Raw genomic sequence first — 25,823 nt, forward strand, 5'->3', positions numbered from 1 at the left:
CCGACGATGTTCGCCATCCCTAGACTCCCTGTGATGGGGGTAACTCGGGGGACTACTCAGTGGGGCATGGAGTGCCGGAACTCGTACTGGAATTGAATGGACGGACCTGGACGCTCGACGCGTCCAGGTCCTACACCCTCGGACGTGATCCGCAGGGGGACGTCGTGGTCGACGACGCCAGGGTCTCCTGGCGGCACGCCACGATCAGCTGGGGCGGCCGGAGTTGGGTCATCGACGACCACGGCAGCACCAACGGCACGTTCGTGCAGGGCCAGCGCATCCATCAGATGGAGATCGGCCCGGGCTCGTCCGTGTACCTGGGCAACGCGACCGACGGCCCGCGCCTGAACCTCTCCGGCGCCGCGGCGGCCGTAGCGGCTCCGCAGGCCCAGCCGCAGCAGCAGTCGCAGCAACAGCCGTACGCCGCACAGGGCGCGGGCCCCGGCTGGGCGCAGCAGGCACCGTCGCAGCAGGCCCCGGCGCAGACGCCCGAACAGCAGCGTTACCAGCCGCCGCCCGCCGCGAACATTCCGCCGCAGCAGGGACCCGGCGTCGGCGCGGGGGCGCCGTCGGTCTACGGCGACCGCAGCCCGACCACGTTCCACCAGTTCTCGCTGGGGCGCGTGATGCGTATCGGCCGTGCGCTGGAGAACGAGTTGGTGGTCTCCGACCTCCAGGTCTCGCGCCACCACGCCGAGTTCCACGCGACGCCCGACGGCCGCTTCGAGATCCGTGACCTCGGCTCGCACAACGGCACGTACGTCAACGGCCAGCCGATCACCAAGGGCGGCTCCGCGCTGCTCGGCCCGAACGACATCGTCGGCGTCGGCCACTCCACGTTCCGGCTGGTCGGGGACCGGCTCGAAGAGTTCGTCGACACCGGTGAAGTCTCCTTCTCCGCACGGCACTTGACCGTCGAGGTCGACGGCGGCAAGAAGATCCTCAAGGACGTCTCCTTCGGCGTACCGGAGAAGTCGCTGATCGCGGTCATCGGCCCGTCCGGGTCCGGCAAGTCGACCCTGCTCAAGGCGCTCACCGGCTACCGGCCCGCCAACCAGGGCGACGTCCTCTACGACAACCGGAACCTCTACAAGCAGTTCGCCGAGCTGCGCCAGCGCATCGGTCTGGTCCCGCAGGACGACATCCTGCACAAGGAACTGACCGTCAAGAAGGCCCTCAAGTACGCGGCCAAGCTGCGCTTCCCCGCCGACACCACCGGCGCCGAGCGCGAGGCCCGTATCGACGAGGTGCTGCGCGAGCTGAAGCTCGACATCCACAAAGAGAAGAAGATCACCTCCCTCTCCGGCGGCCAGCGCAAGCGCGTCTCGGTGGCCCTGGAACTCCTCACCAAGCCCTCGCTGATCTTCCTGGACGAGCCCACCTCGGGCCTCGACCCGGGCATGGACCGCGATGTCATGCAGCTGCTGCGCGGCCTCGCCGACGACGGCCGCACGGTCCTCGTCGTCACCCACTCCGTGGCCGAACTGGCGATCTGCGACAAGCTGTTGGTGATGGCTCCGGGCGGCAGCGTCGCCTACTTCGGCCCGCCCGAGGAGGCACTGAACTTCTTCGGCTACGACACCTGGGCCGACGTCTTCTCCGCCTTCGAGAACTACCGCGACTACGACTGGGCGGGTCGCTGGAAGGGCTCGCAGCACTACCAGATGTACGCCGCGGACATCGACGCGATCGCACCGCAGTCCGTACAGATGCCGCCGATGCAGGCGATGAAGCCGCCGAAGCCGCAGGGCTGGATGTCGCAGTTCGTCACGCTGGTGCGCCGCTACGTCTCGGTGATCGCCTCCGACAAGGGCTTCCTGGCGCTGATGGTGATCCTGCCGGGCGTCCTGGGCGCGGTGAGCCTGCTCATCGACTCGGGCAACAGCCTGCTGCCCAACCCGCCCCGGGCGAACGGCAACATCATCCCGAACGGCACGGCCACCACGGTCCTGCTGATCCTCGCGGTCGGCGCGTGCTTCGCCGGCGCGGCCAACTCCGTCCGTGAGCTGATCAAGGAACGGGTCATCTACGAACGGGAGCGCGCCACCGGCCTGTCCCGTTCCGCGTACCTGATGTCCAAGGTGTTCGTGCTCGGCGTGATCACCGCGCTGCAGGGCCTGATGGTCGGCGTCATCGGCTTCGCCAGCCGTGAGATCCCCAAGCAGGGCCTGGTCCTCGGCACCCAGACCATGTTCGAGCTCTGCATCCCGATCATGGGTCTCGGCTTCACCGCGATGATGTTCGGCCTGATCATCTCCTCGCTGGTGAAGACGGCCGAGAAGACCATGCCGCTGCTGGTCATGTTCGCGATCATCCAGGTCGTGTTCACCGGCTGCCTGTTCACCCTGAACGGCGCGGTCGGCGTCAACCAGTTCTCGTTCCTGATGCCCTCGCGCTGGGCGGTCGGCGCCGCGGGCGCCACGCTGGACTTCAACAAGATCAGCCCGCCCAAGCCCGGCGACAGCACCGACCCGCTGTGGGAGCACACCGTCGGCGCCTGGGGCATGGACATGGCCGCCCTGATCGCCCTCGGCGTGATCTGCGGCTTCTTCGTGGCCCGCTTCCTGCGCCGCCACGAGCCCGAGGTCATGCGCAAGTAGCCGTTCCCGTACGACGCCGAAGGGCGGCACCCCTCACACGGGTGCCGCCCTTCGGCGTCGATACCGAGACCCAGAGGTCCGCCGGAGGCCTCGGTACGTGTCTCAGTACGCGCTGTTGACGTTGTCGATCGAGCCGTACCGGTCGGCCGCGTAGTTCGCCGCAGCGGTGATGTTGGCGACCGGGTCGTAGATGTTCGACGAGGTACCGGAGACGTGGTAGGCGTTGAACGTCGGCTGGATGACCTGGAGCAGGCCGATCGACGGGGTGCCGTTGACCGCGTTGACGTCCCAGCCGTTGATGGCGCTCGGGTTGCCCGAGGACTCCCGCATGATGTTCTTGTACAGACCGTTGTACGAGCCCGGGATGCCCTTCTGCTTCATGATGGCCAGCGCCTGGTCGATCCAGCCGTTGAGGTTGTTGGCGTAGGTCGTCGCGGCGACGGGCTGGAGCTTGACGCGCTGGCTGGAGCGGCTCGCGGCCTTCTTGGCCTTGCGCGCGGCCTCCGCCTTCTTCTTGGCGGCGGCTTCGGCGGCGGCCTTCTTCTTCGCGGCGGCGTCCGCCTTGGCCTTCGCGGCCTTCGCCTTGGCGTCGGCCTTCGCCTGGATCGCCTCGGTCTTCACGCCGGCACCGGCGAGCTGGTCGGTGACGCTGGCCTTGACGCCCTTGATGGGCTCCGTGCTGTACGTGATCTTCGTCGAGGTCGCGGCGTCGTTCGTGGTCGTCCCCGCGTCGCTGGGCACCGCCGAGAAGGCGAGGGCGGCGGCGCCGAGCGTGGCGACACCGGCGAGCGCGATCTTGTGCTGCTTCGTCAGCTTGTTCAGCTTGGTCAGGCGACTATGACCAGGAGTGTTCGAGTTCTTGGGCATGGCGGATGGACCTCTTCGAATGGCGCGGAGGTCGCTCACCGTCCGGCGGGGGACGCGGGTGCTTCCGGCACAAACGCCGCGGACGGGATCCACGGCGCTGAGCGACGGCTGCAATTCTTAGCGGCCGCAAAAACCCCTGGCAAAGGTGTGACATACGATCCCGAGTAGTTGACCGGTCCAGGGCAAAACGGGACAGACGGGACCGTCTGTCCCGCTCAGGCGGGGCGTCTATATCTCCTATGTCCGCTAGTACGTGATCTGCGCCCTATGTGCGGGCTCACATCCACCGCACATCAACCTCACCCGCAGTTGCGGGAGCAACGCGCCCCGTGAGGACCCTCCTCCGGGAGGATGAGATGCACGTCCCCGAACTCGTGCCACAGGTAGAGCCCCCGCAGCGCCTCCTCATAACTACGGCCTACGGCGGCCCGCCCGGCGACCGCCTCCAGCATCAGCAGATGCGAGGCCTCCGGCTCGTGCAGCCCCGTCAGCAGCCCGTCCACGACCCGCACACCCCGCTCCGGCGTCACGACGAGGTCCGTCCACCCCACACGCGCGCGTACGACCCCGTCGGCCCCGGCGGCGGACTCGACGGCCCGCACGGCGGTGGTCCCGACCGCGATGACCCGCCCGTCCCCGGCCCGGGCCGCGTTGATCAACCGGGCCGACACCTCCGACACCGCGAACCGCTCCGGATACGGCGGCTCATGCGCCTCGGCCGAGGCCACCCCGGTGTGCAGGGTGATCGGCGCGAACTGCACCCCCCGGCTCACCGCCTCCGCGACCAGCCGCGCGGTGAAGGGCCGGGCCGCACTGGGCATCTCCGCACTGCCCGTCCCGTCCTCCGTGGGCAGTGAGAACACCGTCTGGTAGACGGAGAGCGGCTGATCGCGGTCCGTATAGGAGTAACGGATCGGCCGCCCGTGCTTCCGCAGCAGCGCGGGCACGCTCGACACCGGTCCGCCAGGCGCGGGTGTGCCGAAGTCCGACGACTCGGCCCCGGGCACCCGTGCCCCGGGCACGTCCGGGCCCGCCACTTCTGGCTCCGCGGCACTCGTCCCGGGCACGGCCGGCCCCGGCGCTCCTGGCCCCGAGACTCCCGGTCCTCGGGCTTCCGTCCTCCGGGCCCCAGGCTCCGGTGCTCCCAGGTCCGGCACCCGCACCCCCGACACCCGCCCCCACCACAACCGCTCACCCCGCCCGCTCAGCGGCTCCTCCAGAACCAGCCGCACACCCTCGGGCAGCCGCACCTCCACGCCGGCGGGGCCGCCCGCCCGCGCGCGTGTGGTGCCCTTCCCGTCCGGCTCGCGCAGCTCGACCGCCCACCGCCCGTCATCGCCCCGGGTGGAGAAATGCACCACCACGCGTGCGTGCCCGATCCACCCGTCCACCGCCGCGGCGAGCGTCGGCGACGTGTTCACGACCAGCAGATCCCCGGCCCGCAGCAGCCGCGGCAGCTCCGCGAACGCGTGATGCGACACCTCGGTACCGCGCGACACGAGCAGTCGTACGGCGTCCCGGTCGAGTCCGGGCCCACGCTGTTCGACGGGCACGCGCGCGGACAGCTCCTCCGGGACCCGCACGGCCACGGTCATCGCTCCTCCAGGAGGGCCGGTGCGCCGTAGCGCCCGCTCGCCGGACGCTCATCCAACAGTCGTAGGAAGGCCGGCACCACGGTGGTCGGCGTCGGCCGGGGATCCTCGTCGTCCGGTACGGCCGCCGCGTACAGGTCCGTGCCCATGTCCCCGGGGTCGACCGCCCACACCCGCAGCCCGGGTTCCTCCGCGGCGAGCACGGCCGCGAGGTGGTCGAGGGCCGCCTTGGACGCTCCGTAGCCGCCCCATGTCTCGTACGCCTCGGCCGCCGCGTCCGAGCTGACCGCGATCACCGCGCCCTCCCGCGAGGCCCGCAGCAGCGGCAACGCCTCCTGGACCAGCCCCAGCGCGGCCACCACGTTCACCTCCAGCGCCCGCCGCAACCCGCCCAGGGTCAGCTCCTCAAGGCGTACGAGCGGCTCGGCGCCCAGCGCGCTCGCGTTGCTGACGACCAGGTCGACGCCGCCCAGCTTCCCCGCCGCGGCCACCAGCTCGGCCCGGTGCGCGGCGTCCGTGACATCCCCGGGAACGGCCTCCACGCGCGTGCCGTACGCGGCGACGGCGACCGCGGCTTCTGTGAGCACCCCCTCGGTCCTGGCGTCCAGCACCAGGTCCCAGCCCCGCGCGGCCAGGGCCTCGGCGAGTGCCCGGCCCAGCCCCTTGGACGCCCCCGTGATGATCGCTACCGACATGACACACCCGTCCCCTCGTCCACTACGCCGCCATCGGCGTGCCCCCAACGTAGGAACGGGACCGCCCCCGCCGCGTCGGACCCGGGCCGCATCCACAGGGGCCCTTCGCCCTAGGTCCACCGGACCAGACGAGGGCCGTCACCGGCCCGATCCGCGTTGTCACACCCCGCCGGTACCGTGAGGACATGAGTCAAGGTCCACGGTCCGGCCTCGCGGCGGTGAGTTCCGCGCTGCTGGCCATGAGCAGGCATCTGGAGGTGCGCGACGTCCTCAAGACGATCGTCGCCTCGGCCCGCGAGCTGCTCGACGCGCAGTACGCCGCCCTCGGCGTGCCCGACGACCACGGCGGCTTCGCCCAGTTCGTGGTCGACGGCGTCAGCGACGCCCAGTGGAAGGCCATCGGCCCGCTCCCGCGCCAGCACGGCATCCTCGCCGCGATGCTGCACGAGGCCAAGGCCGAGCGCCTCGCCGACGTCCGCAAGGACCCGCGCTTCGAGGGCTGGCCCTCGGCCCACCCCGACATGTCCGACTTCCTGGGCCTGCCCATCCGCGACGACGACGAGGTCATCGGCGCCCTGTTCCTCGCGAACAAGAACTGCCCCAAGCCGGACGGCGGTTGCGGCTTCACCGAGGAGGACGAGGAACTCCTCTCCATCCTCGCCCAGCACGCGGCCATCGCCCTCACCAACGCCCGCCTGTACGAGCGCAGCCGCGAGTTGACCATCGCCGAGGAACGCTCCCGCCTGGCCCACGAACTGCACGACGCGGTGGCCCAGAAGCTGTTCTCGCTCCGCCTCACCGCACAGGCCGCCGCCACCCTCGTGGACCGCGACCCGTCCCGGGCCAAGGGTGAACTCCAGCAGGTGGCCGCGCTCGCCGCCGAGGCCGCGGACGAACTGCGCGCCGCAGTGGTCGAGTTGCGCCCCGCCGCACTTGACGAGGACGGCCTGATCGCCACCCTGCGCACCCAGATCCAGGTCCTCGACCGCGCCCACACCGCACGCGTGACCTTCACGGGCCGCGGCTTCCGCGCCGTTCCCGCCGCCCAGGAGGAGGCCCTGCTCCGCGTCGCCCAGGAGGCCCTGCACAACGCGCTGCGGCACTCCGGCGCGGACCATGTCGCCGTGACCCTGGAGCGACGCGGCTGCGGAGCGGTCCTCCGGGTCACCGACGACGGCAGCGGCTTCGAACCCCAGTCGATCCGCCGCGCCGGACGCCACCTCGGCCTGGTCTCCATGCGGGACCGGACCAACGGCGTCGGCGGCACCCTGACCGTGCAATCGGCGCCCGGGAAGGGCACCACGATCGAGATGGAGGTCCCCGGTGGCTGAACCGATCAAGGTGCTCATCGTCGACGACCACCAGGTCGTCCGCCGGGGCCTGCGCACCTTCCTGGAGGTGCAGGACGACATCGAGGTCGTCGGCGAGGCGGCCGACGGCGCCGAAGGAGTCGCCCGCACCGAGGAGTTGAAGCCCGACGTCGTCCTCATGGACGTCAAGATGCCGGGCATGGACGGCATCGACGCGCTGCGCAGACTCCGCGAACTCGACCTCCCCGCGCGCGTGTTGATCGTCACCAGCTTCACCGAGCAGCGCACGGTGATCCCGGCCCTGCGCGCGGGCGCCGCCGGATACGTCTACAAGGACGTGGACCCGGACGCCCTGGCCGGCGCCATCCGGTCCGTCCACGCGGGCCACATCCTGCTCCAACCCGAGGTCGCCGGCGTCCTGTTGTCCCAGGAGGAGTCCAACTCGGGGCAGGGGAGAGGCGGTTCGCTCACCGAGCGGGAGCGCGAGGTGCTCGGGCTGATCGCCGACGGTCGCTCCAACCGCGAGATAGCCCGCGCCCTGGTGCTCTCCGAGAAGACGGTCAAGACCCACGTCTCGAACATCCTGATGAAACTCGACCTGGCGGACCGCACCCAGGCCGCCCTGTTCGCCGTACGCCATGGTCTGACGAGATAGGGGTCCGGCGGGACGGGGATCCGCCGAGGTGAGCGGGGTGCGGCGGCAACACGGAGCGTCTCGTTCCGGGCTGAGATTCATACCGTCGTGGGAATGTCCCTCGAATGGCGCATCCTTCGTGGATCTCCACCGTTCTCCAGTGCGTGCCGCGGCGCCTGCCGCGGTGATCGCTAGGAGGGCTCAGAAGTGAAGAACCTGAAGAAGGCAGCGGCCGTGACGATGGTGGCCGGCGGGCTGGTAGCCGCCGGTGCCGGGCTGGCCTCCGCCGACGGCCTGGCGAACGGCCAGGCCGCCGGTTCGCCCGGCGTGGTCTCGGGCAACGTCATCCAGGTCCCGGTGCACATCCCGGTCAACGCGGTCGGCAACAGCGTGAACGTCATCGGCGTCCTGAACCCCGCCTTCGGCAACCTGGGCGTCAACCAGTGACGCACGTCGCTCCGCGACAGTGACCTCCGGCCTCCCAGGGCACTCCCTGGGAGGCCGGTCTGCTCGTCACCTGGTCACCTGGTCGGCTTGTCGCGCCAATGATCCGAACGGGCAGTCAAACGCGGATGTCCGTGCCGTTTCGGCCTTTCCCCGCGTTGATCAGCGCACGACCCGCGGCCGGGTCGGTCACGCAATCGCAGGAGGAACGCTTCCCATGAACATCGCCAAGAAGGCCGCTGTGGCCCTCACCGTCGCCGGTATCGCCGCCGGTGCCTCCGCCGGTGCCGCTTTCGCCGACGCCGGTGCCGACGGCGCGGCCGTGAAGTCCCCGGGTGTCGGTTCGGGCAACGCCGTCCAGGTCCCGGTCCACGTCCCGGTCAACGTCGTCGGCGACAGCATCAACGTCATCGGCCTGCTGAACCCGGCGTTCGGCAACAACGGCGTCAACGGCTGACACCCACAGCACTGAAGAAGGGGCCCCACGAGTCAACGACGACTCGTAGGGCCCCTTCTTCTTGGAGCACAGGTCTTTTGGAGCACAGGCTCGCATTGTTCAGCCCGTCCGGCGTTTGAGGACGAGGCCCCTTCAGGGCCGATCGGGGGTCTGGGGGCGGAGCCCCCAGAGACGCCCACCCCAACACCGCGCACCCACGCAACGGAACACTCAGCGCACCCCCTTCTCCCGCTCCTCCACAACGGAGTTGTACGCCGCGACCTGCGCCCGCCGGGCCGTCCGCTCCACCGGCCGCAACGCCTCGGCCCGAGCCCCCATCTCGGACGCGCTCACCGCACCCCCGGGCCCGTTCTCGTACGCCACGGACACCAACAACCCCACCCGCTGCGCCAGCTCCAGCACCCGCACCGCCCGCGGCGGATACCCCGGCGCCAACACCTCCCGCCCCCGCTCCGCCCGCGCGCGATACGCGTCGACCGCCGCCTCGGCCACCGGCCCCGACCCGGCGACATCGAGCCGCGACAACACCGCCGTCGCATCCCGCAACGCCTCCGCCAGCTCCCGCTCGGCCTCCCCGAGCGAGGGCACATCGGCGGGCGGCGCCTCCCGCACCGGCAGGCAGTGCCACACGACCTCGACATGGACGTCACCGGCGGGACCGGCCTCGTACACCTCGGGAACGAGGCCGAGCGCGACGCCGTAGCAGATCACCGCTTCCTCGGCCTCCAGGGCGCGGGCGTTGAAGGCGGGCGGGCCGCTGAGGCCCAGCGGGTGTCCCGAGGTGGGCAGGGCCACCCGCAGGCCGGTCGCCCCGAGGGTGCGCAGGCGCCCCAGGGCGAGGGTGAGTCCGACGGGTGCCGACTCGCCCGGCAGTCCCTCCACCCGGTGCACGGCGTCCTCGCCCACGATGGCGAGCACGGCGTCATCCGGCGAGACAAGTCCGGCCAACAGGGCATTTCCCCAGGCGGCGAGGCGTCCTGAACGTGGTTCCGAAAGCATGGCGTCCACCCTAAGGACAGGACCGATGGAATGGACCGCCCGGCCGGTGGCGTAGATTTCTTCGAGGGCTGCGCCTACCGGCGCACGCGACAGCCGAGACAGGCCGACGATGCAATGGGAGACAGCGCGCTCATGAGCGATGTTCTGGAGCTGGAGGACGTAACCGTGGTCCGGGAGGGCCGGGCTCTGGTGGACCAGGTCTCCTGGTCGGTCAAGGAGGGCGAGCGGTGGGTCATCCTCGGCCCGAACGGCGCCGGCAAGACCACGCTCCTGAACGTCGCGTCCAGCTACCTGTTCCCCAGCAGCGGCACCGCCACCATCCTCGGCGAGACCCTCGGCAAGGTCGACGTCTTCGAACTCCGCCCCCGCATCGGCGTCGCCGGCATCGCCATGGCCGAGAAGCTCCCCAAGCGCCAGACCGTCCTGCAGACCGTCCTGACCGCCGCCTACGGCATGACCGCCGGGTGGAACGAGGACTACGAGGACATCGACGAGCAGCGCGCCCGCGCCTTCCTCGACCGCCTCGGCATGAGCGACTACCTGGACCGCAAGTTCGGAACTCTCTCCGAGGGCGAGCGCAAGCGCACCCTCATCGCCCGCGCCCTGATGACCGACCCCGAACTACTCCTCCTCGACGAGCCCGCCGCCGGCCTCGACCTCGGCGGTCGCGAGGACCTCGTACGCCGTCTCGGCCGCCTCGCCCGCGACCCGATCGCCCCCTCCATGATCATGGTCACGCACCACGTCGAGGAGATCGCCCCCGGCTTCACCCACGTCCTGCTGATCCGTCAGGGCAAGGTCCTCGCCGCGGGCCCGCTGGAGCTCGAACTCACCGCCCGCAACCTGTCGTTGTGCTTCGGTCTCCCGCTCATCGTGGAGCAGGTCGGCGACCGCTGGACCGCTCACGGTCTCCCCATGGCCTGAACTGCCTTGTAAGAAGCGGGTGTAGGGACATATGCGCCCTGTCCGTGACGGGACCCGCAGCCCTACCATTGACCATGTGAACGACATCGGCGCATGGGTGTGGTGGCTCGTCGGCGCGGCAGCACTCGGGATTCCTCTCGTGGTGACCGCGATGCCGGAGTTCGGCATGTTCGCCGTGGGCGCCGTAGCGGCTGCCGGAACCGCGGGAATCGGCGGGGACCTCGTCGTCCAGGTCCTCGTCTTCGTCGTCGTCTCGGTCGCCCTCATCGCGGTCGTACGACCCATCGCGACCCGGCACCGAGCGACACTGCCCCAACTCGCCACGGGCATCGATGCCTTGAGGGGCAAACAGGCCGTCGTCCTGGAACGCGTCGACGGCTCCGGCGGCGGCCGGATCAAGCTGGCCGGAGAGATCTGGTCGGCCCGCTCGCTCGACACCGACCGCGCCTACGAACCGGGCCAGGAGGTGGACGTCGTGGAGATCGAGGGAGCCACCGCGATCGTCATCTGACCTCGCGGGACTCAACCGATGACCTCGCAGGACACGACTGGTGACCTCGCAGGTCTCAACTGAACCGAACAGCACACGAGTTGCGTGACGGTCTGACAGACTCGACCAGCAAGATCTTCAACAACCATAAGATCTTCCGAAAGCGCCGAGGCGGAGAAGGGTACGGGGAGCACGATGGAACCGGTCATCATCGTCTTGATCATCCTGGTGGTGTTGGTCTTCATCGCTTTGATCAAGACGATCCAGGTCATCCCGCAGGCAAGTGCCGCGATCGTGGAGCGGTTCGGCCGCTACACACGGACACTCAACGCGGGACTCAACATCGTCGTCCCGTTCATCGACACGATCCGCAACCGCATCGACCTGCGCGAACAGGTCGTACCGTTCCCGCCGCAGCCGGTGATCACCCAGGACAACCTGGTCGTCAACATCGACACGGTCATCTACTACCAGGTGACGGACGCGCGGGCCGCGACCTACGAAGTGGCCAGCTACATCCAGGCGATCGAGCAGCTCACGGTCACCACGCTCCGCAACATCATCGGCGGCATGGACCTGGAGCGGACCCTGACCTCCCGCGAGGAGATCAACGCGGCCCTGCGCGGAGTCCTCGACGAGGCGACGGGCAAGTGGGGCATCCGCGTCAACCGCGTCGAGCTGAAGGCAATTGAGCCGCCCACCTCCATCCAGGACTCGATGGAGAAGCAGATGCGCGCCGACCGTGACAAGCGCGCCGCGATCCTCACCGCGGAGGGCACGCGCCAGGCCGCCATCCTCACCGCCGAAGGTGAGAAGCAGTCCCAGATCCTGCGCGCCGAAGGTGAGGCCAAGGCCGCGGCCCTGCGCGCCGAGGGTGAGGCGCAGGCCGTCCGTACGGTCTTCGAGGCGATCCACGCGGGCGACGCCGACCAGAAGCTCCTCTCCTACCAGTACCTCCAGATGCTCCCGAAGATCGCCGAAGGCGACGCCAACAAGCTCTGGATCGTCCCCAGCGAGATCGGCGACGCCCTCAAGGGCCTCTCCGGCGCGATGGGCAACATGGGCCCGTTCGGCGGAGGTTCGGGCAACGACGGAGGCAACTCCGGCAATTCGGGCGGCAATTCGGACCGCCAACGCCGCGAGAAGCCGTCCATCGACTGAAGATCCCGCCCTACGACACTGGGGCCCACCTCCCGCGGGAGGTGGGCCCCAGTTCTGTTCACGTGCCCTACGCGGCCGGCTGCACCAGCCACTCAGGCAGCGCGTCGAAGTCCTCGGCCCCCAGTGCCAACAGCATCGCGTCCGCCGGCGTCGGCTCGAACGGATGCCGCAGCAACGGCATCCCCGCCTGCTCCGGAGTCCGCGCCGCCTTGCGGTGGTTGTCCTCCGCGCAGGACGCCACCGTGTTCAGCCAGGAGTCCTGACCACCCTGCGCCCTCGGCACCACGTGGTCGACCGTCGTCGCCCGCCTGCCGCAGTACGCGCACCGGTGCCGGTCCCGGACCAGCACACCCCGCCTCGACCACGGAGCTTGTCTTCGGAACGGCACCCTGACATACCTGCACAACCGGATCACCCGGGGGACCGGTATGTCGACCTCGGCTCCGCGCATACGCAGTTCGGGGTGGGCCTGCTCGACGACAGCCTTGTCCTGCAGCACCAGAACGACGGCTCGATTCAACGACACCGTCGACAGCGGCTCGAAGCTCGCGTTCAGCACCAGCGTGTCCCGCATCCAGCCCACCTCCCATGTGCAACCGGCCCACCGCACGGCGGGCTTGGATCAACTCTGGCCGGGCACGCCGAGATGGACAACGCAATAAAAAATGCCCGCCCCTGATCAATTCCATGACCAGAGGCGGGCAAACGTTCCATGAACGTCAGTCTTCGGCGGGAACCTCGTACTCACCGATCAACTGGGCACGCGCCAGCGTGTGGAACCGCAGGTTGAAACCGACGACCGCGGGAGAGACGTCCGAGTCCGGACCGAGCTTCTCCGCGTCCACGGCATACACCGTGAACACATAACGGTGCGACCCGTCCCCGGGCGGCGGCGCGGCCCCGCCGAAGTCCTTCGACCCGTAGTCGTTCCGTACCTGCACGGCGCCCTCGGGCAGCCCCTCGAACTTGCCGCTGCCCGCACCCTCCGGCAGCTCGGTCACCGAGGCCGGGATGTCGAACACCGTCCAGTGCCAGAACCCGCTCCCCGTAGGGGCGTCCGGGTCGTAGCAGGTCACGGCGAAACTCTTGGTCTCGGGCGGGAAGCCCTCCCACCGCAACTGCGGCGAGGTGTTGCCGGCCGCGTAGACCTGAGCGTCCTTGAGCGTGGCCCCCGGCTCGACGTCCTCGCTCGTCACCGTGAACGACGGCACGGGCGGATGGAAGTCATGGGGGAGCGGCCGCCGCTTGAGCTCGGTCACCTCGGTACCTCCTGATCGGTTTCTTCAGTGGATACCGAGCCTAGAACCAGTTGCGCTTGCTGCCGACCTCGGACAGCCACTGGTTGAGGTACGCGGCCCAGTCCGTCCCGTGGAAGTCGTGCAGACCCACCTGGAAGGACCGGAAGGTGTCACTGCCCTCACTGAACAGGCCCGGCTTCTTGTCCATCTCCAGGATGACGTCCATCGCGCTCTCGTCGGCCACGAAGCTCAACTCGACCTGGTTCAGCCCGCGGTACTGCGACGGCGGGTGGAACTCGATCTCCTGGTAGAACGGCAGCTTCTGCCGCGTCCCCCGGATGTGACCGCGCTCCATGTCCGCGTTCTTGAAGCGGAAGCCCAGCCGGATGAAGGCGTCCAGGATCGCCTTCTGCGCCGGCAGCGGGTGCACGCTGACCGCGTCGAGGTCACTGGAGTCCACGGCCCGCGCGATCGCCAGCTCGGTGCTCACCCCGATGTGCATCCCGCGCAGCGCCTGGCCGTCGATCATCGTGACCGGCGTCTCCCAGGGGATCTCCAGCCCGAACGGCACGTTGTGAGCGGCCCCCGCCTGCAACTCAAAGGCACCACCCAGCCGCACCTTCGTGAACTCGATGTCCTGCTTGTACTCCTGGTCGCCGCTCTCGATCTCGACCTTGGCCTGCAGTCCGACCGAGAGCCCCTGGATCTCCTGGGCGACGGACCCGCCCTGGATCCGCACCTCGCCCTGGACTACCCCGCCCGGAACGACGTTGACCTCGGTCAGCACCGTCTCCACCGAAGCCCCGCCGGCCCCCAGGCTCGCGAGCAGCTTCTTGAACGCCATGACTCTCCCTTTACGTATGGACCCTTGATCCCTACAAACGCGAACCGACCGCGCCCGGTTCCGCGCCACACCCTGGCAAGCGGACGGAACCTTGACCACCCCTTGGCACAAGCGCGCCTGGACTAGGCTCGGACGCCATGATCGCGCCCCCGGACCGTAAGCCACTCCGCAGAGAGTTCTTCGACCGCCCTGTACTGGAGGTCGCCCCCGACCTCCTGGGCCGCCTCGTCGTCCGTACGACACCCGACGGCCCGATCGTCCTGCGCATCACAGAGGTCGAGGCCTACGACGGCGGCAACGACCCCGCGTCACACGCATATAGAGGTCCGACGGCCCGCAACGGCGTGATGTTCGGTCCGCCCGGGTACGTGTACGTCTACTTCACCTACGGCATGTGGCACTGCATGAACCTGGTGTGCGGTCCGGAGGGCACGGCGAGGGGGGTCCTGCTCCGCGCCGGCGAGATCGTCGAGGGCGCCGAGCTGGCTCGCAAACGTCGACTCTCGGCCCGAAATGACAAAGAACTGGCCAAAGGCCCCGCCCGCCTGGCCACCGCCCTGGACGTCGACCGCTCCCTGGACGGCACGGACGCGTGCACCACGGGCGAGACACCCTTGCGGATGCTGGCCGGTACACCCGTCCCCTCCCATCAGGTAAGCAACGGTCCCCGCACCGGAGTGTCCGGCGAGGGCGCGGTCCACCCATGGCGGTTCTGGATCACCAACGACCCCACGGTTAGCCCGTATCGGGCTCATACGCCGCGACGTCGGCCAAGTTGACGCGTCTTGGCGGGGTGCGTAATGTAGCCCGAGCCGCTTGACCCGGGTACGGCAATCGCCTGCAGCCGGAAGCGGCCAACCCACTACTTACGACTCTCCCTCGCTGAGGGCGCATTCGGCGTGCCTGCATGCCTGAATTCGAACTCGCGGAACTCGATTATGAGTTGCTGAGGGGATCGGCTAACGTAGTGAATGTCGAAAGGCCGACAGGCGAAAGCCCAAAGCTCTTGACAATCCCCGCCGACAGGGAATCGGGACCGGAAACGGTCTGATAGAGTCGGAAACGCAAGACCGAAGGGAAAAGCCCGGAGGAAAGCCCGAGAGGGTGAGTACAAAGGAAGCGTCCGTTCCTTGAGAACTCAACAGCGTGCCAAAAATCAACGCCAGATATGTTGATACCCCGTCTCCAAGCATCTTCACGATGTCTGGGGCGAGGTTCCTTTGAAGAAAACATACAGCGAGGACGCTGTGAACGGTCGGGCTTATTCCGCCTGACTGTTCCGCTCTCGTGTATGCGATCCCGATTACGGGAAAACATTCACGGAGAGTTTGATCCTGGCTCAGGACGAACGCTGGCGGCGTGCTTAACACATGCAAGTCGAACGATGAACCACTTCGGTGGGGATTAGTGGCGAACGGGTGAGTAACACGTGGGCAATCTGCCCTGCACTCTGGGACAAGCCCTGGAAACGGGGTCTAATACCGGATAATACTCCTGCACTCATGTGTGGGGGTTAAAAGCTCCGGCGGTGCAGGATGAGCCCGCGGCCTATCAGCTTGTTGGTGAGGTAATGGCTCACCAAGGCGACGACGGGTAGCCGGCCTGAGAGGGCGACCGGCCACACTGGGACTGAGACACGGCCCAGACTCCTACGGGAGGCAGCAGTGGGGAATATTGCACAATGGGCGAAAGCCTGATGCAGCGACGCCGCGTGAGGGATGACGGCCTTCGGGTTGTAAACCTCTTTCAGCAGGGAAGAAGCGAAAGTGACGGTACCTGCAGAAGAAGCGCCGGCTAACTACGTGCCAGCAGCCGCGGTAATACGTAGGGCGCAAGCGTTGTCCGGAATTATTGGGCGTAAAGAGCTCGTAGGCGGCTTGTCACGTCGGGTGTGAAAGCCCGGGGCTTAACCCCGGGTCTGCATTCGATACGGGCTAGCTAGAGTGTGGTAGGGGAGATCGGAATTCCTGGTGTAGCGGTGAAATGCGCAGATATCAGGAGGAACACCGGTGGCGAAGGCGGATCTCTGGGCCATTACTGACGCTGAGGAGCGAAAGCGTGGGGAGCGAACAGGATTAGATACCCTGGTAGTCCACGCCGTAAACGGTGGGAACTAGGTGTTGGCGACATTCCACGTCGTCGGTGCCGCAGCTAACGCATTAAGTTCCCCGCCTGGGGAGTACGGCCGCAAGGCTAAAACTCAAAGGAATTGACGGGGGCCCGCACAAGCAGCGGAGCATGTGGCTTAATTCGACGCAACGCGAAGAACCTTACCAAGGCTTGACATACACCGGAAAGCATTAGAGATAGTGCCCCCCTTGTGGTCGGTGTACAGGTGGTGCATGGCTGTCGTCAGCTCGTGTCGTGAGATGTTGGGTTAAGTCCCGCAACGAGCGCAACCCTTGTCCTGTGTTGCCAGCGTGCCCTTCGGGGTGACGGGGACTCACAGGAGACCGCCGGGGTCAACTCGGAGGAAGGTGGGGACGACGTCAAGTCATCATGCCCCTTATGTCTTGGGCTGCACACGTGCTACAATGGCCGGTACAATGAGCTGCGATACCGTGAGGTGGAGCGAATCTCAAAAAGCCGGTCTCAGTTCGGATTGGGGTCTGCAACTCGACCCCATGAAGTCGGAGTTGCTAGTAATCGCAGATCAGCATTGCTGCGGTGAATACGTTCCCGGGCCTTGTACACACCGCCCGTCACGTCACGAAAGTCGGTAACACCCGAAGCCGGTGGCCCAACCCCCTTGTGGGGAGGGAGCTGTCGAAGGTGGGACTGGCGATTGGGACGAAGTCGTAACAAGGTAGCCGTACCGGAAGGTGCGGCTGGATCACCTCCTTTCTAAGGAGCACTTCTCACCGATCCCTCCGGGGTGAGGTCAGAGGCCAGTTCATCGGCGAACGTCCGGTGCTGGTTGCTCAAGGGTGGAACGTTGATTATTCGGTGTCGCCGCTCATCTCGGGCTGCAAGTACTGCTCTTCGGGGCGTGGAAAGCTGACCACGAGTGACGGGGATATTGGGCACGCTGTTGGGTGTCTGAGGGCACGGCCGTGAGGCTGCCTTCAGTGCCGGCCCCAGTGAACTTGCCGTAAGAGGCAGGGTGATGGGTGGTTGGTCGTTGTTTGAGAACTGCACAGTGGACGCGAGCATCTGTGGCCAAGTTTTTAAGGGCGCACGGTGGATGCCTTGGCACCAGGAACCGATGAAGGACGTGGGAGGCCACGATAGTCCCCGGGGAGTCGTCAACCAGGCTTTGATCCGGGGGTTTCCGAATGGGGAAACCCGGCAGTCGTCATGGGCTGTCACCCTTGCCTGAACACATAGGGCAAGTGGAGGGAACGCGGGGAAGTGAAACATCTCAGTACCCGCAGGAAGAGAAAACAACCGTGATTCCGGGAGTAGTGGCGAGCGAAACCGGATGAGGCCAAACCGTATACGTGTGAGACCCGGCAGGGGTTGCGTATGCGGGGTTGTGGGATCTCTCTTTCACAGTCTGCCGGCTGTGAGGCGAGTCAGAAACCGTTGATGTAGGCGAAGGATATGCGAAAGGTCCGGCGTAGAGGGTAAGACCCCCGTAGTCGAAACATCAACGGCTCGTTTGAGAGACACCCAAGTAGCACGGGGCCCGAGAAATCCCGTGTGAATCTGGCGGGACCACCCGCTAAGCCTAAATATTCCCTGGTGACCGATAGCGGATAGTACCGTGAGGGAATGGTGAAAAGTACCGCGGGAGCGGAGTGAAATAGTACCTGAAACCGTGTGCCTACAAGCCGTGGGAGCGTCGCTGTATGTGCTTGCACATGCAGTCGTGACTGCGTGCCTTTTGAAGAATGAGCCTGCGAGTTTGCGGTGTGTTGCGAGGTTAACCCGTGTGGGGAAGCCGTAGCGAAAGCGAGTCCGAATAGGGCGATTTAGTAGCGCGCTCAAGACCCGAAGCGGAGTGATCTAGCCATGGGCAGGTTGAAGCGGAGGTAAGACTTCGTGGAGGACCGAACCCACCAGGGTTGAAAACCTGGGGGATGACCTGTGGTTAGGGGTGAAAGGCCAATCAAACTCCGTGATAGCTGGTTCTCCCCGAAATGCATTTAGGTGCAGCGTCGTGTGTTTCTTGCCGGAGGTAGAGCACTGGATAGGCGATGGGCCCTACCGGGTTACTGACCTTAGCCAAACTCCGAATGCCGGTAAGTGAGAGCACGGCAGTGAGACTGTGGGGGATAAGCTCCATGGTCGAGAGGGAAACAGCCCAGAGCATCGACTAAGGCCCCTAAGCGTACGCTAAGTGGGAAAGGATGTGGAGTCGCACAGACAACCAGGAGGTTGGCTTAGAAGCAGCCACCCTTGAAAGAGTGCGTAATAGCTCACTGGTCTAGTGATTCCGCGCCGACAATGTAGCGGGGCTCAAGCGTACCGCCGAAGTCGTGTCATTCATACAATAGGGCCAACGCCTGTATGGATGGGTAGGGGAGCGTCGTGTGCCGGGTGAAGCCGCAGCGGAAGCTAGTGGTGGACGGTTCACGAGTGAGAATGCAGGCATGAGTAGCGATACACACGTGAGAAACGTGTGCGCCGATTGACTAAGGGTTCCTGGGTCAAGCTGATCTGCCCAGGGTAAGTCGGGACCTAAGGCGAGGCCGACAGGCGTAGTCGATGGATAACCGGTTGATATTCCGGTACCCGCTGTGAAGCGTCAAACATCGAGCCCATTAATGCTAAGGCCGTGAAGCCGTTCCGGACCCTTCGGGGAATGGAAAGTGGTGGAGCCGCCGGCCCAAGATGGTAGTAGGTGAGTGATGGGGTGACGCAGGAAGGTAGTCCATCCCGGGCGGTGGTTGTCCCGGGGTAAGGGTGTAGGACGAGTGGTAGGCAAATCCGCCGCTCATTAAGTCTGAGACCTGATGCCGAGCCGATTGTGGTGAAGTGGATGATCCTATGCTGTCGAGAAAAGCCTCTAGCGAGTTTCATGGCGGCCCGTACCCTAAACCGACTCAGGTGGTCAGGTAGAGAATACCGAGGCGTTCGGGTGAACTATGGTTAAGGAACTCGGCAAAATGCCCCCGTAACTTCGGGAGAAGGGGGGCCATCACCGGTGAGAGGATTTACTCCTTGAGCTGGGGGTGGCCGCAGAGACCAGCGAGAAGCGACTGTTTACTAAAAACACAGGTCCGTGCGAAGCCGTAAGGCGATGTATACGGACTGACGCCTGCCCGGTGCTGGAACGTTAAGGGGACCGGTTAGTCACTCTTCGGGGTGGCGAAGCTGAGAACTTAAGCGCCAGTAAACGGCGGTGGTAACTATAACCATCCTAAGGTAGCGAAATTCCTTGTCGGGTAAGTTCCGACCTGCACGAATGGCGTAACGACTTCTCGACTGTCTCAACCATAGGCCCGGTGAAATTGCACTACGAGTAAAGATGCTCGTTTCGCGCAGCAGGACGGAAAGACCCCGGGACCTTTACTACAGTTTGATATTGGTGTTCGGTTCGGCTTGTGTAGGATAGCTGGGAGACTGTGAACTCTGGACGCCAGTTCAGGGGAGTCGTCGTTGAAATACCAGTCTGGTCGTGCTGGATGTCTAACCTGGGTCCGTGATCCGGATCAGGGACAGTGTCTGATGGGTAGTTTAACTGGGGCGGTTGCCTCCTAAAGAGTAACGGAGGCGCCCAAAGGTTCCCTCAGCCTGGTTGGCAATCAGGTGTTGAGTGTAAGTGCACAAGGGAGCTTGACTGTGAGACCGACGGGTCGAGCAGGGACGAAAGTCGGGACTAGTGATCCGGCGGTGGCTTGTGGAAGCGCCGTCGCTCAACGGATAAAAGGTACCCCGGGGATAACAGGCTGATCTTCCCCAAGAGTCCATATCGACGGGATGGTTTGGCACCTCGATGTCGGCTCGTCGCATCCTGGGGCTGGAGTCGGTCCCAAGGGTTGGGCTGTTCGCCCATTAAAGCGGTACGCGAGCTGGGTTTAGAACGTCGTGAGACAGTTCGGTCCCTATCCGCTGCGCGCGCAGGAACATTGAGAAGGGCTGTCCCTAGTACGAGAGGACCGGGACGGACGAACCTCTGGTGTGCCAGTTGTTCTGCCAAGGGCATGGCTGGTTGGCTACGTTCGGGAGGGATAACCGCTGAAAGCATCTAAGCGGGAAGCCTGCTTCGAGATGAGTGTTCCCACCCCCTTGAGGGGTTAAGGCTCCCAGTAGACGACTGGGTTGATAGGCCGGATCTGGAAGCCCAGTAATGGGTGGAGGTGACCGGTACTAATAGGCCGAGGGCTTGTCCTCAGTTGCTCGCGTCCACTGTGTTAGTTCTGAGACAACGAACAGTTGTCGGCTAGAGCTTGAACCACACAACAGAAAAGTGTGCTTGTTCGCTCGAAACCATTAGGGTTTCGGTGGTCATAGCGTGAGGGAAACGCCCGGTTACATTTCGAACCCGGAAGCTAAGCCTCACAGCGCCGATGGTACTGCAGGGGGGACCCTGTGGGAGAGTAGGACGCCGCCGAACAATATTTGGAGGACCCCTGGTCCCAGCGTTCACGCTGGGACCAGGGGTCCTTTTGTTTTTCCAGAAACTCTCAGAAATACAGTCCGGAGCGCGCCGAGTAGCTGGCTGCGCGAGAATGACTTGCGGTACCGAAGACAGGAGTCACCGATGTCCACCAACTCTCCCGAGGACCGGCCCGAGCGCGAGGAGCGGCGACGGGACAGTGGTGGCCGCGGCGATCGCGGCGGCAGCAACGATCGCGGTGGCTACGGCCGTCGCGACGACAACCGCGGTGGCGCCCCTCGCCGCGACGACCGTGGCAGTGGCGGTCCCAGTAGTGGTGGCGGTGGCGATCGCGGTGGTTTCCGTGGCCGTGACGACCGTTCCGCCGGCCCGCGTCGCGATGACCGTCCTGCGGGTCCGCGTCGTGACGACCGTCCGTCCGGTCCCCGTCGCGATGACCGCGGTGGCGAGCGCGGAGGGCGTCCCGGTGGTTTCCGTCGGGACGACAACCGTGGCGAGCGGCCCGCGTTCCGCCGTGACGACCGTAGTGACAACCGTGGTGGCGAGCGTCGCGACGACAACCGCGGTGGCGGTGATCGCGGTGGTTTCCGTCGCGATGACAGCCGTGGTGAGCGTCCGCCGTTCCGGCGTGACGACAACCGCGGTGGCGGTGGTGGTTTCCGGCGTGACGACAGTCGGGGCGAGCGGCCCCCGTTCCGTCGCGACGACCGCAGTGACAACCGAGGCGAGCGTCCCGCTTTCCGGCGCGACGACGACCGCGGTGACCGTGGCAGCTACCCCCGTCGTGACGACCGGCGCGATGACCGCCGTAGCGACAGCCGTGGCAGTGACGATCGTGGTGGCTACCGTGGCCGTGACGACCGTTCCGCGGCTCCGCGTCGTGACGACCGGCCCGCCGGCCCCCGTCGTGATGACCGCGGCGGCGATCGTCCGGCCTTCCGGCGTGATGACAGCCGTGGTGAGCGTCCGCCGTTCCGGCGTGATGACCGCAGCGACAACCGGGGTGGCGAGCGTCCGCCCTTCCGTCGTGATGACCGTAGGGACGACCGCCGTGACGGTGACCGTCCCGCTTTCCGGCGTGACGACAACCGCGGCGACCGTGGCAGCTACCCCCGCCGGGACGACCGTCCGGCCGGTCCCCGTCGTGATGACCGCGGCGGCGATCGTCCGGCCTTCCGGCGTGATGACAGCCGTGGTGAGCGTCCGCCGTTCCGGCGTGACGACCGCAGCGACAACCGGGGTGGCGAGCGTCCGCCCTTCCGTCGTGATGACCGCAGCGACAACCGGGGCGAGCGTCCTGCCTTCCGGCGGGACGACGACCGTGGTGACCGTGGCGGTTTCCGTGGGCGTGACGACCGTTCCGCGGCGCCTCGTCGCGATGACCGGCCCTCCGGTCCCCGTCGGGATGACCGTCCCGCCGGCCCGCGCCGTGATGACCGTCCGTCCGGTCCCCGTCGCGATGACCGCGGTGGCGAGCGCGGAGGGTTCCGTCGGGATGACAGCCGCGGTGAGCGGCCGGCGTTCCGGCGTGACGACCGGCGTGACGACCGCCGGGGCGATGACCGCAGCGGTGGCGGCAGCCGGTTCCGGGACGAGCGGGAGCGTGACCGTGAGCCGATCAAGCGGCTGCCGATCCCCGAGGACGTCACGGGCGAGGAGATCGACAAGGACGTACGGCAGGAGCTGATGAGTCTGCCGAAGGGGCTCGCGGAGGACGTCTCCAAGAACCTGGTGATGGTCGCCAGGCTCATCGACGAGGACCCCGAGGCCGCCTACGCCTACTCGAAGATCGCCCTGCGTCTGGCGTCGCGTGTCGCCGCCGTGCGTGAGGCGGCCGGGTTCGCCGCGTACGCGAACCAGAAGTACAGCGAGGCGTTGGCCGAGTTCCGGGCCGCGCGGCGGATGACCGGCAGCGTGGACCTGTGGCCCGTGATGGCCGACTGTGAGCGTGGGCTCGGGCGGCCCGAGAAGGCGCTGGAGATGGCCGGCGCCGCCGAGGTGCACAAGCTCGACAAGGCCGGGCAGGTCGAGATGCGGCTCGTCGCGGCCGGCGCCCGGCGTGACATGGACCAGCTCGACGCGGCCATCGTCACGTTGCAGAGCCCGGAGCTGGCCTCGAACGCCGTGCAGCCGTGGACCGCGAGACTGCGGTACGCCTACGCCGACGCCTTGCTCGCCGCCGGGCGTGAGGGCGAGGCGCGGGAGTGGTTCGCCAAGGCCGTGGAGTCCGACAAGGACGGCAGCACGGACGCGTCGGACCGGCTCGCCGAGATGGACGGTGTCGAGTTCGTCGACGCGTTCGTCGAGGATGAGGACGAGGACGACAGTGACACCGGGATCGACGCTGAGACCGAGGTCGACGACGAGGTCGAGCCCCAGGACGACGTCTCCGTAGTCGACGAGTTGGACGACGAGGACGAGGACGACGACATCGAGGACGACGACGAGGTCGAGGTTGAGGTCGAAGCCGCGGCTGAGACCGAGACCGAGGAAGACGTCGTCAAGGAAGATGTCCTTCTTAAAGAAGAGAACGACGACAAGAACTGACCTACGTCAGTGAAGTGACAGAAGTGACAAGGGCGGGACCCCGGCACCTGGGGTCCCGCCCTTTCGCGTTTCCGGTGTTGGATGGCCGCGGCTCAGACGTCCAGCGCGCGCAGCACCAGCCCGGACGCCGGTTTCGGGCCGAAGGACGTCGACTTGCGAGGCATCGTGACGCCCTGGCGGGCCAGGTCGCGTACGACCTCCTCGCGGACGGGGTGCATCAACACGGCTGTACCGCCGTCGCGTTCGGCCTTGCGGACCGTGGCGGCGGTGTCGTGGATGTAGGCGATGTGCGCCGGGTCGTCCTCAGGGATGTGCCAGACGTGGTCCAGGAGGGTGGCGTGCAGGACTGTGGCGTCCAGGGTGCGCCAGGCGGCGGGGCGGTCGGCCGGGATTGTACGGGCCAGGAGGTCCGGGTCCGGGTGGTCGACCAGGTGGAAGGAGCCGTCGCCGGCCAGGAGGAAGGCGTTGCCCTCGCAGGCCGCGTCGGCGAGGGCCTCCAGGGCCTCCGGAAGGGGCACGTCCAGGTGCCGTACGCGGAAGAGGCCGTCCAGGGCCGCCAGCGCGTCGGACACCGGGACGCCGTGCAGGAGGCGGTGGATCGCGCGGACGCGGAGCGGGTAGCGGGCCGTGTCGACGAGGAGGACCAGGCCGTAGTCCCAGGGGCTGGGGGAGGGATGCTCCGCGCGTAGACGTCGGTAGGTCGCCCAGCGGTGGTGGCCGTCGGCGATCAGGGCCTGGTGGTGGGCCAGGTCCTGCTGGATGCGGGCCAGGTCGGTTGGGTCGGTGACGGACCAGAGGCGGTGGCTGTAGCCGTCCTCCGTAGTCGTCGACAGGAGCGCGGGGTCCTCGGCGATGCGCTCGACCACCGTCGTCGTATCGGCCGGTGAGCCGTTGCCCCGGTAGGTCAGCAGCAGGGGTTCGAGGTTCGCGGAGGTGGCGCGCATGAGGGCCGCGCGGTCGGCGACCACATGCGGCATGACGTCCTCGTGGGGCAGGACCACACCCTCCGACGGGTCCGACAGACGCAGGGCGCCGATGACGCCGCGCTGCAACAGGCCGTTGCCGTCGCGCTGTTCGTAGACGTACAGGCCGGGCTCGGGGTCGGTGGTGAGGACTCCCTCGGAGAGCCAGCGGTGCAGGGTGTCGGCGGCTTGTTCGTTGCGGGCGCTCGGGGTGACGGCCTGCGGGAGGATCAGCCGGACGATGTTGTGCGGGTCGGCGTCCTGGAGGTGGTGCAGGCCGTCGGGGCGTACGACCACGTCGTACGGTGGGGACGTCACGGCGGCCAGGCTGCCGACCAGGTCGGGATCGTAGCGAAGGCCTCGGAACGGGGTGAGTTCCAGGCCTCGGCGCTCCGTTGCTTCCGAGTGACCTGCGGTGTTCATCCCGGCATCGTACGTGTGTCAGTGGCATGCGGGATGATCGGGTGAAAGCGATCGAACGAGGAGCGATGTGGAATGAGCCAGAGCGTCAGGACGAGCCCCGAGGGCAGTGCCCGGGCCCTGAGCGAGGCGTACGACACGGCGCTGCTCGACCTCGACGGGGTGGTGTACGCGGGGGGCAACGCGATCGCCCACGCGGTCGACTCGCTGGCCACCGCCCACACGGGCGGCATGCGGCTCGCCTATGTCACCAACAACGCGCTGCGGACGCCGGATGCGGTGGCCGAGCATCTCACCGAGCTGGGGATACCGACCGGGGCCGACGACGTCATCACCTCCGCGCAGGCCGTCGCCCGGCTGATCAGCGAGCAGGTGCCGGCGGGTTCGCGTGTGCTGGTGATCGGCGGGGAGGGGCTGCGGGTCGCGTTGCGCGAGCGCGGACTTGAGCCCGTCGACTCGGCGGACGACGAGCCGGTCGCGGTCGTACAGGGCTACGGCGGCCCCGACCTGGCCTGGGGTCGGTTCGCGGAGGCCTGTTACGCCATCGCGCGCGGGGTGCCGTGGTTCGCGTCCAACACCGACCTGACGATCCCGAGCGCGCGCGGTATCGCGCCGGGCAACGGCGCGGCGGTGGAGGTCGTACGGATAGCGACCGGGGCCGAGCCGCAGGTGGCGGGGAAGCCGTTGCCGCCGATGCACAAGGAGACGATCCTGCGGACGGGCGCCGAGCGGCCGTTGGTCGTGGGGGACCGGCTGGACACGGACATCGAGGGGGCGTTCAACGGGGAGGTCGATTCGCTGCTCGTCCTGACCGGCGTGACCGACGGCGCGCAGCTCCTCGCCGCGCCGCCGCAGCACCGGCCCACATACGTCGACGCCGATCTGCGGGGCATGCTCACCGGGCAGTCCGAGGTCACCGGGGCGGGAGACGGCTTCCGGTGCGGTGGCTGGACGGCGACGGCGGGCCGCGACCGACTGGAACTCGACGGTGAGGGTGAGCCCTTGGACGGGCTCCGGGCGCTCTGCGCGGCGGCCTGGACGGCGGCGGGGGACGGCTCCTGCGCGCTGGACGCGGAGAAGGCGCTGGTGCGACTGGGGTTGTGACACGGGGGGAGTCGGCAGCCAGGGCTCCGA

Annotated in this window: 18 protein-coding genes, 3 rRNA genes and 2 pseudogenes; 15 read left to right on the plus strand and 8 right to left on the minus strand. The window is 67.1% G+C overall.

Translation table 11 applies throughout. The features are described 5' to 3' along the window. Positions 1 to 71: 71 nt before the first annotated feature. Positions 72 to 2,600 carry an ABC transporter ATP-binding protein/permease gene (locus OG226_RS37340; protein WP_329351314.1) on the plus strand — a complete coding sequence of 843 codons (2,529 nt, stop codon included), beginning with the start codon at positions 72 to 74 and terminating at the stop codon, positions 2,598 to 2,600. 102 nt (positions 2,601 to 2,702) lie between these two features. On the opposite strand, the gene OG226_RS37345 is transcribed toward OG226_RS37340, so the two are convergent. From OG226_RS37345 to OG226_RS37355, 3 genes are all read right to left on the minus strand, one after another. Continuing rightward, complete coding sequence (locus OG226_RS37345) at positions 2,703 to 3,467, minus strand: transglycosylase SLT domain-containing protein (RefSeq protein ID WP_329351316.1); 765 nt, start codon at positions 3,465 to 3,467, stop codon at positions 2,703 to 2,705. A gap of 299 nt (positions 3,468 to 3,766) precedes the next feature. After that, entirely contained in the window at positions 3,767 to 5,062 is a 1,296-nt protein-coding gene (locus tag OG226_RS37350; protein ID WP_329351317.1) for an S-adenosylmethionine:tRNA ribosyltransferase-isomerase, read from the minus strand. Continuing rightward, complete coding sequence (locus OG226_RS37355) at positions 5,059 to 5,754, minus strand: SDR family NAD(P)-dependent oxidoreductase (protein WP_328684195.1); 696 nt, start codon at positions 5,752 to 5,754, stop codon at positions 5,059 to 5,061. The genes OG226_RS37350 and OG226_RS37355 overlap by 4 nt, the downstream gene beginning before the upstream one ends. 185 nt (positions 5,755 to 5,939) lie before the next feature. Between OG226_RS37355 and OG226_RS37360 the strand changes: the two genes are divergently transcribed. From OG226_RS37360 to OG226_RS37375, 4 genes are all read left to right on the plus strand, one after another. Next, positions 5,940 to 7,085, plus strand: coding sequence for a GAF domain-containing sensor histidine kinase (locus tag OG226_RS37360; protein ID WP_328684196.1), 1,146 nt, complete (start codon positions 5,940 to 5,942; stop codon positions 7,083 to 7,085). Next, positions 7,078 to 7,719, plus strand: coding sequence for a response regulator transcription factor (locus tag OG226_RS37365; protein ID WP_328684197.1), 642 nt, complete (start codon positions 7,078 to 7,080; stop codon positions 7,717 to 7,719). Before OG226_RS37360 ends, OG226_RS37365 begins: the two co-directional genes overlap by 8 nt. 186 nt (positions 7,720 to 7,905) lie before the next feature. Beyond that, a complete protein-coding gene (locus OG226_RS37370) occupies positions 7,906 to 8,145 on the plus strand; it encodes a chaplin (protein ID WP_328684198.1) in 240 nt (79 codons plus the stop codon). A gap of 214 nt (positions 8,146 to 8,359) precedes the next feature. Continuing rightward, on the plus strand, positions 8,360 to 8,599 hold the full coding sequence (locus tag OG226_RS37375; protein ID WP_328684199.1) for a chaplin family protein: 240 nt from the start codon (positions 8,360 to 8,362) through the stop codon (positions 8,597 to 8,599). 210 nt (positions 8,600 to 8,809) lie between these two features. On the opposite strand, the gene OG226_RS37380 is transcribed toward OG226_RS37375, so the two are convergent. Next, positions 8,810 to 9,598, minus strand: a complete 789-nt coding sequence (locus OG226_RS37380; RefSeq protein ID WP_318015465.1) for a hypothetical protein — start codon at positions 9,596 to 9,598, stop codon at positions 8,810 to 8,812. A 132-nt stretch (positions 9,599 to 9,730) separates the two neighbouring features. On the opposite strand from OG226_RS37380, the pseudogene OG226_RS37385 reads away from it, so the two are divergent. The 3 genes and pseudogenes from OG226_RS37385 to OG226_RS37395 all read left to right on the plus strand — a co-directional run. Beyond that, a pseudogene (locus tag OG226_RS37385) lies at positions 9,731 to 10,255 on the plus strand (ABC transporter ATP-binding protein); the annotation flags it as partial. Positions 10,256 to 10,598: 343 nt separating this feature from the next. Further along, a complete protein-coding gene (locus OG226_RS37390; RefSeq protein ID WP_328684201.1) occupies positions 10,599 to 11,033 on the plus strand; it encodes an NfeD family protein in 435 nt (144 codons plus the stop codon). A gap of 174 nt (positions 11,034 to 11,207) precedes the next feature. Beyond that, positions 11,208 to 12,173, plus strand: coding sequence for an SPFH domain-containing protein (locus tag OG226_RS37395; protein ID WP_033286429.1), 966 nt, complete (start codon positions 11,208 to 11,210; stop codon positions 12,171 to 12,173). Between the two features lie 67 nt (positions 12,174 to 12,240). Here OG226_RS37395 and OG226_RS37400 read toward each other — a convergent pair whose 3' ends face one another. The 3 genes from OG226_RS37400 to OG226_RS37410 form a co-directional block, all read right to left on the minus strand. Then, on the minus strand, positions 12,241 to 12,747 hold the full coding sequence (locus tag OG226_RS37400) for an HNH endonuclease (RefSeq protein ID WP_328684202.1): 507 nt from the start codon (positions 12,745 to 12,747) through the stop codon (positions 12,241 to 12,243). Positions 12,748 to 12,892: 145 nt separating this feature from the next. Then, on the minus strand, positions 12,893 to 13,432 hold the full coding sequence (locus tag OG226_RS37405) for a YbhB/YbcL family Raf kinase inhibitor-like protein (RefSeq protein WP_033286431.1): 540 nt from the start codon (positions 13,430 to 13,432) through the stop codon (positions 12,893 to 12,895). 40 nt (positions 13,433 to 13,472) lie between these two features. Continuing rightward, entirely contained in the window at positions 13,473 to 14,255 is a 783-nt protein-coding gene (locus OG226_RS37410) for a sporulation protein (RefSeq protein ID WP_329351320.1), read from the minus strand. 137 nt (positions 14,256 to 14,392) lie between these two features. Between OG226_RS37410 and OG226_RS37415 the strand changes: the two genes are divergently transcribed. The 6 genes and pseudogenes from OG226_RS37415 (at position 14,393) to OG226_RS37440 (ending at position 23,307) form a co-directional block, all read left to right on the plus strand. Then, positions 14,393 to 15,034: a DNA-3-methyladenine glycosylase gene (locus OG226_RS37415; protein ID WP_329351321.1), complete on the plus strand. Its 642-nt coding sequence runs from the start codon at positions 14,393 to 14,395 to the stop codon at positions 15,032 to 15,034. 537 nt (positions 15,035 to 15,571) lie between these two features. After that, positions 15,572 to 17,099 (plus strand): 16S ribosomal RNA (locus OG226_RS37420). 313 nt (positions 17,100 to 17,412) lie between these two features. Then, positions 17,413 to 20,534: ribosomal RNA gene (locus OG226_RS37425) — 23S ribosomal RNA — on the plus strand. 106 nt (positions 20,535 to 20,640) lie between these two features. Then, positions 20,641 to 20,757: ribosomal RNA gene (gene rrf, locus OG226_RS37430) — 5S ribosomal RNA — on the plus strand. The 16S, 23S and 5S rRNA genes sit together here, the layout of an rRNA operon. A gap of 147 nt (positions 20,758 to 20,904) precedes the next feature. Next, a pseudogene (locus OG226_RS51695) lies at positions 20,905 to 21,891 on the plus strand (hypothetical protein); the annotation flags it as partial. Positions 21,892 to 22,386: 495 nt separating this feature from the next. Beyond that, positions 22,387 to 23,307, plus strand: coding sequence for a hypothetical protein (locus OG226_RS37440; protein WP_328686549.1), 921 nt, complete (start codon positions 22,387 to 22,389; stop codon positions 23,305 to 23,307). Positions 23,308 to 23,399: 92 nt separating this feature from the next. Here the strand turns inward: OG226_RS37440 and OG226_RS37445 are convergent, their stop codons facing one another. After that, positions 23,400 to 24,692 (minus strand): DUF1015 domain-containing protein, encoded by a 1,293-nt coding sequence (locus OG226_RS37445; RefSeq protein ID WP_329351323.1) that lies wholly within the window; start codon positions 24,690 to 24,692, stop codon positions 23,400 to 23,402. 72 nt (positions 24,693 to 24,764) lie between these two features. Between OG226_RS37445 and OG226_RS37450 the strand changes: the two genes are divergently transcribed. After that, positions 24,765 to 25,793: an HAD hydrolase-like protein gene (locus OG226_RS37450; RefSeq protein WP_329351325.1), complete on the plus strand. Its 1,029-nt coding sequence runs from the start codon at positions 24,765 to 24,767 to the stop codon at positions 25,791 to 25,793. Positions 25,794 to 25,823 lie beyond the last annotated feature (30 nt).

This window comes from Streptomyces sp. NBC_01261, from assembly GCF_036226385.1.
In the GTDB taxonomy this organism is placed as follows: Bacteria; Actinomycetota; Actinomycetes; order Streptomycetales; family Streptomycetaceae; genus Streptomyces.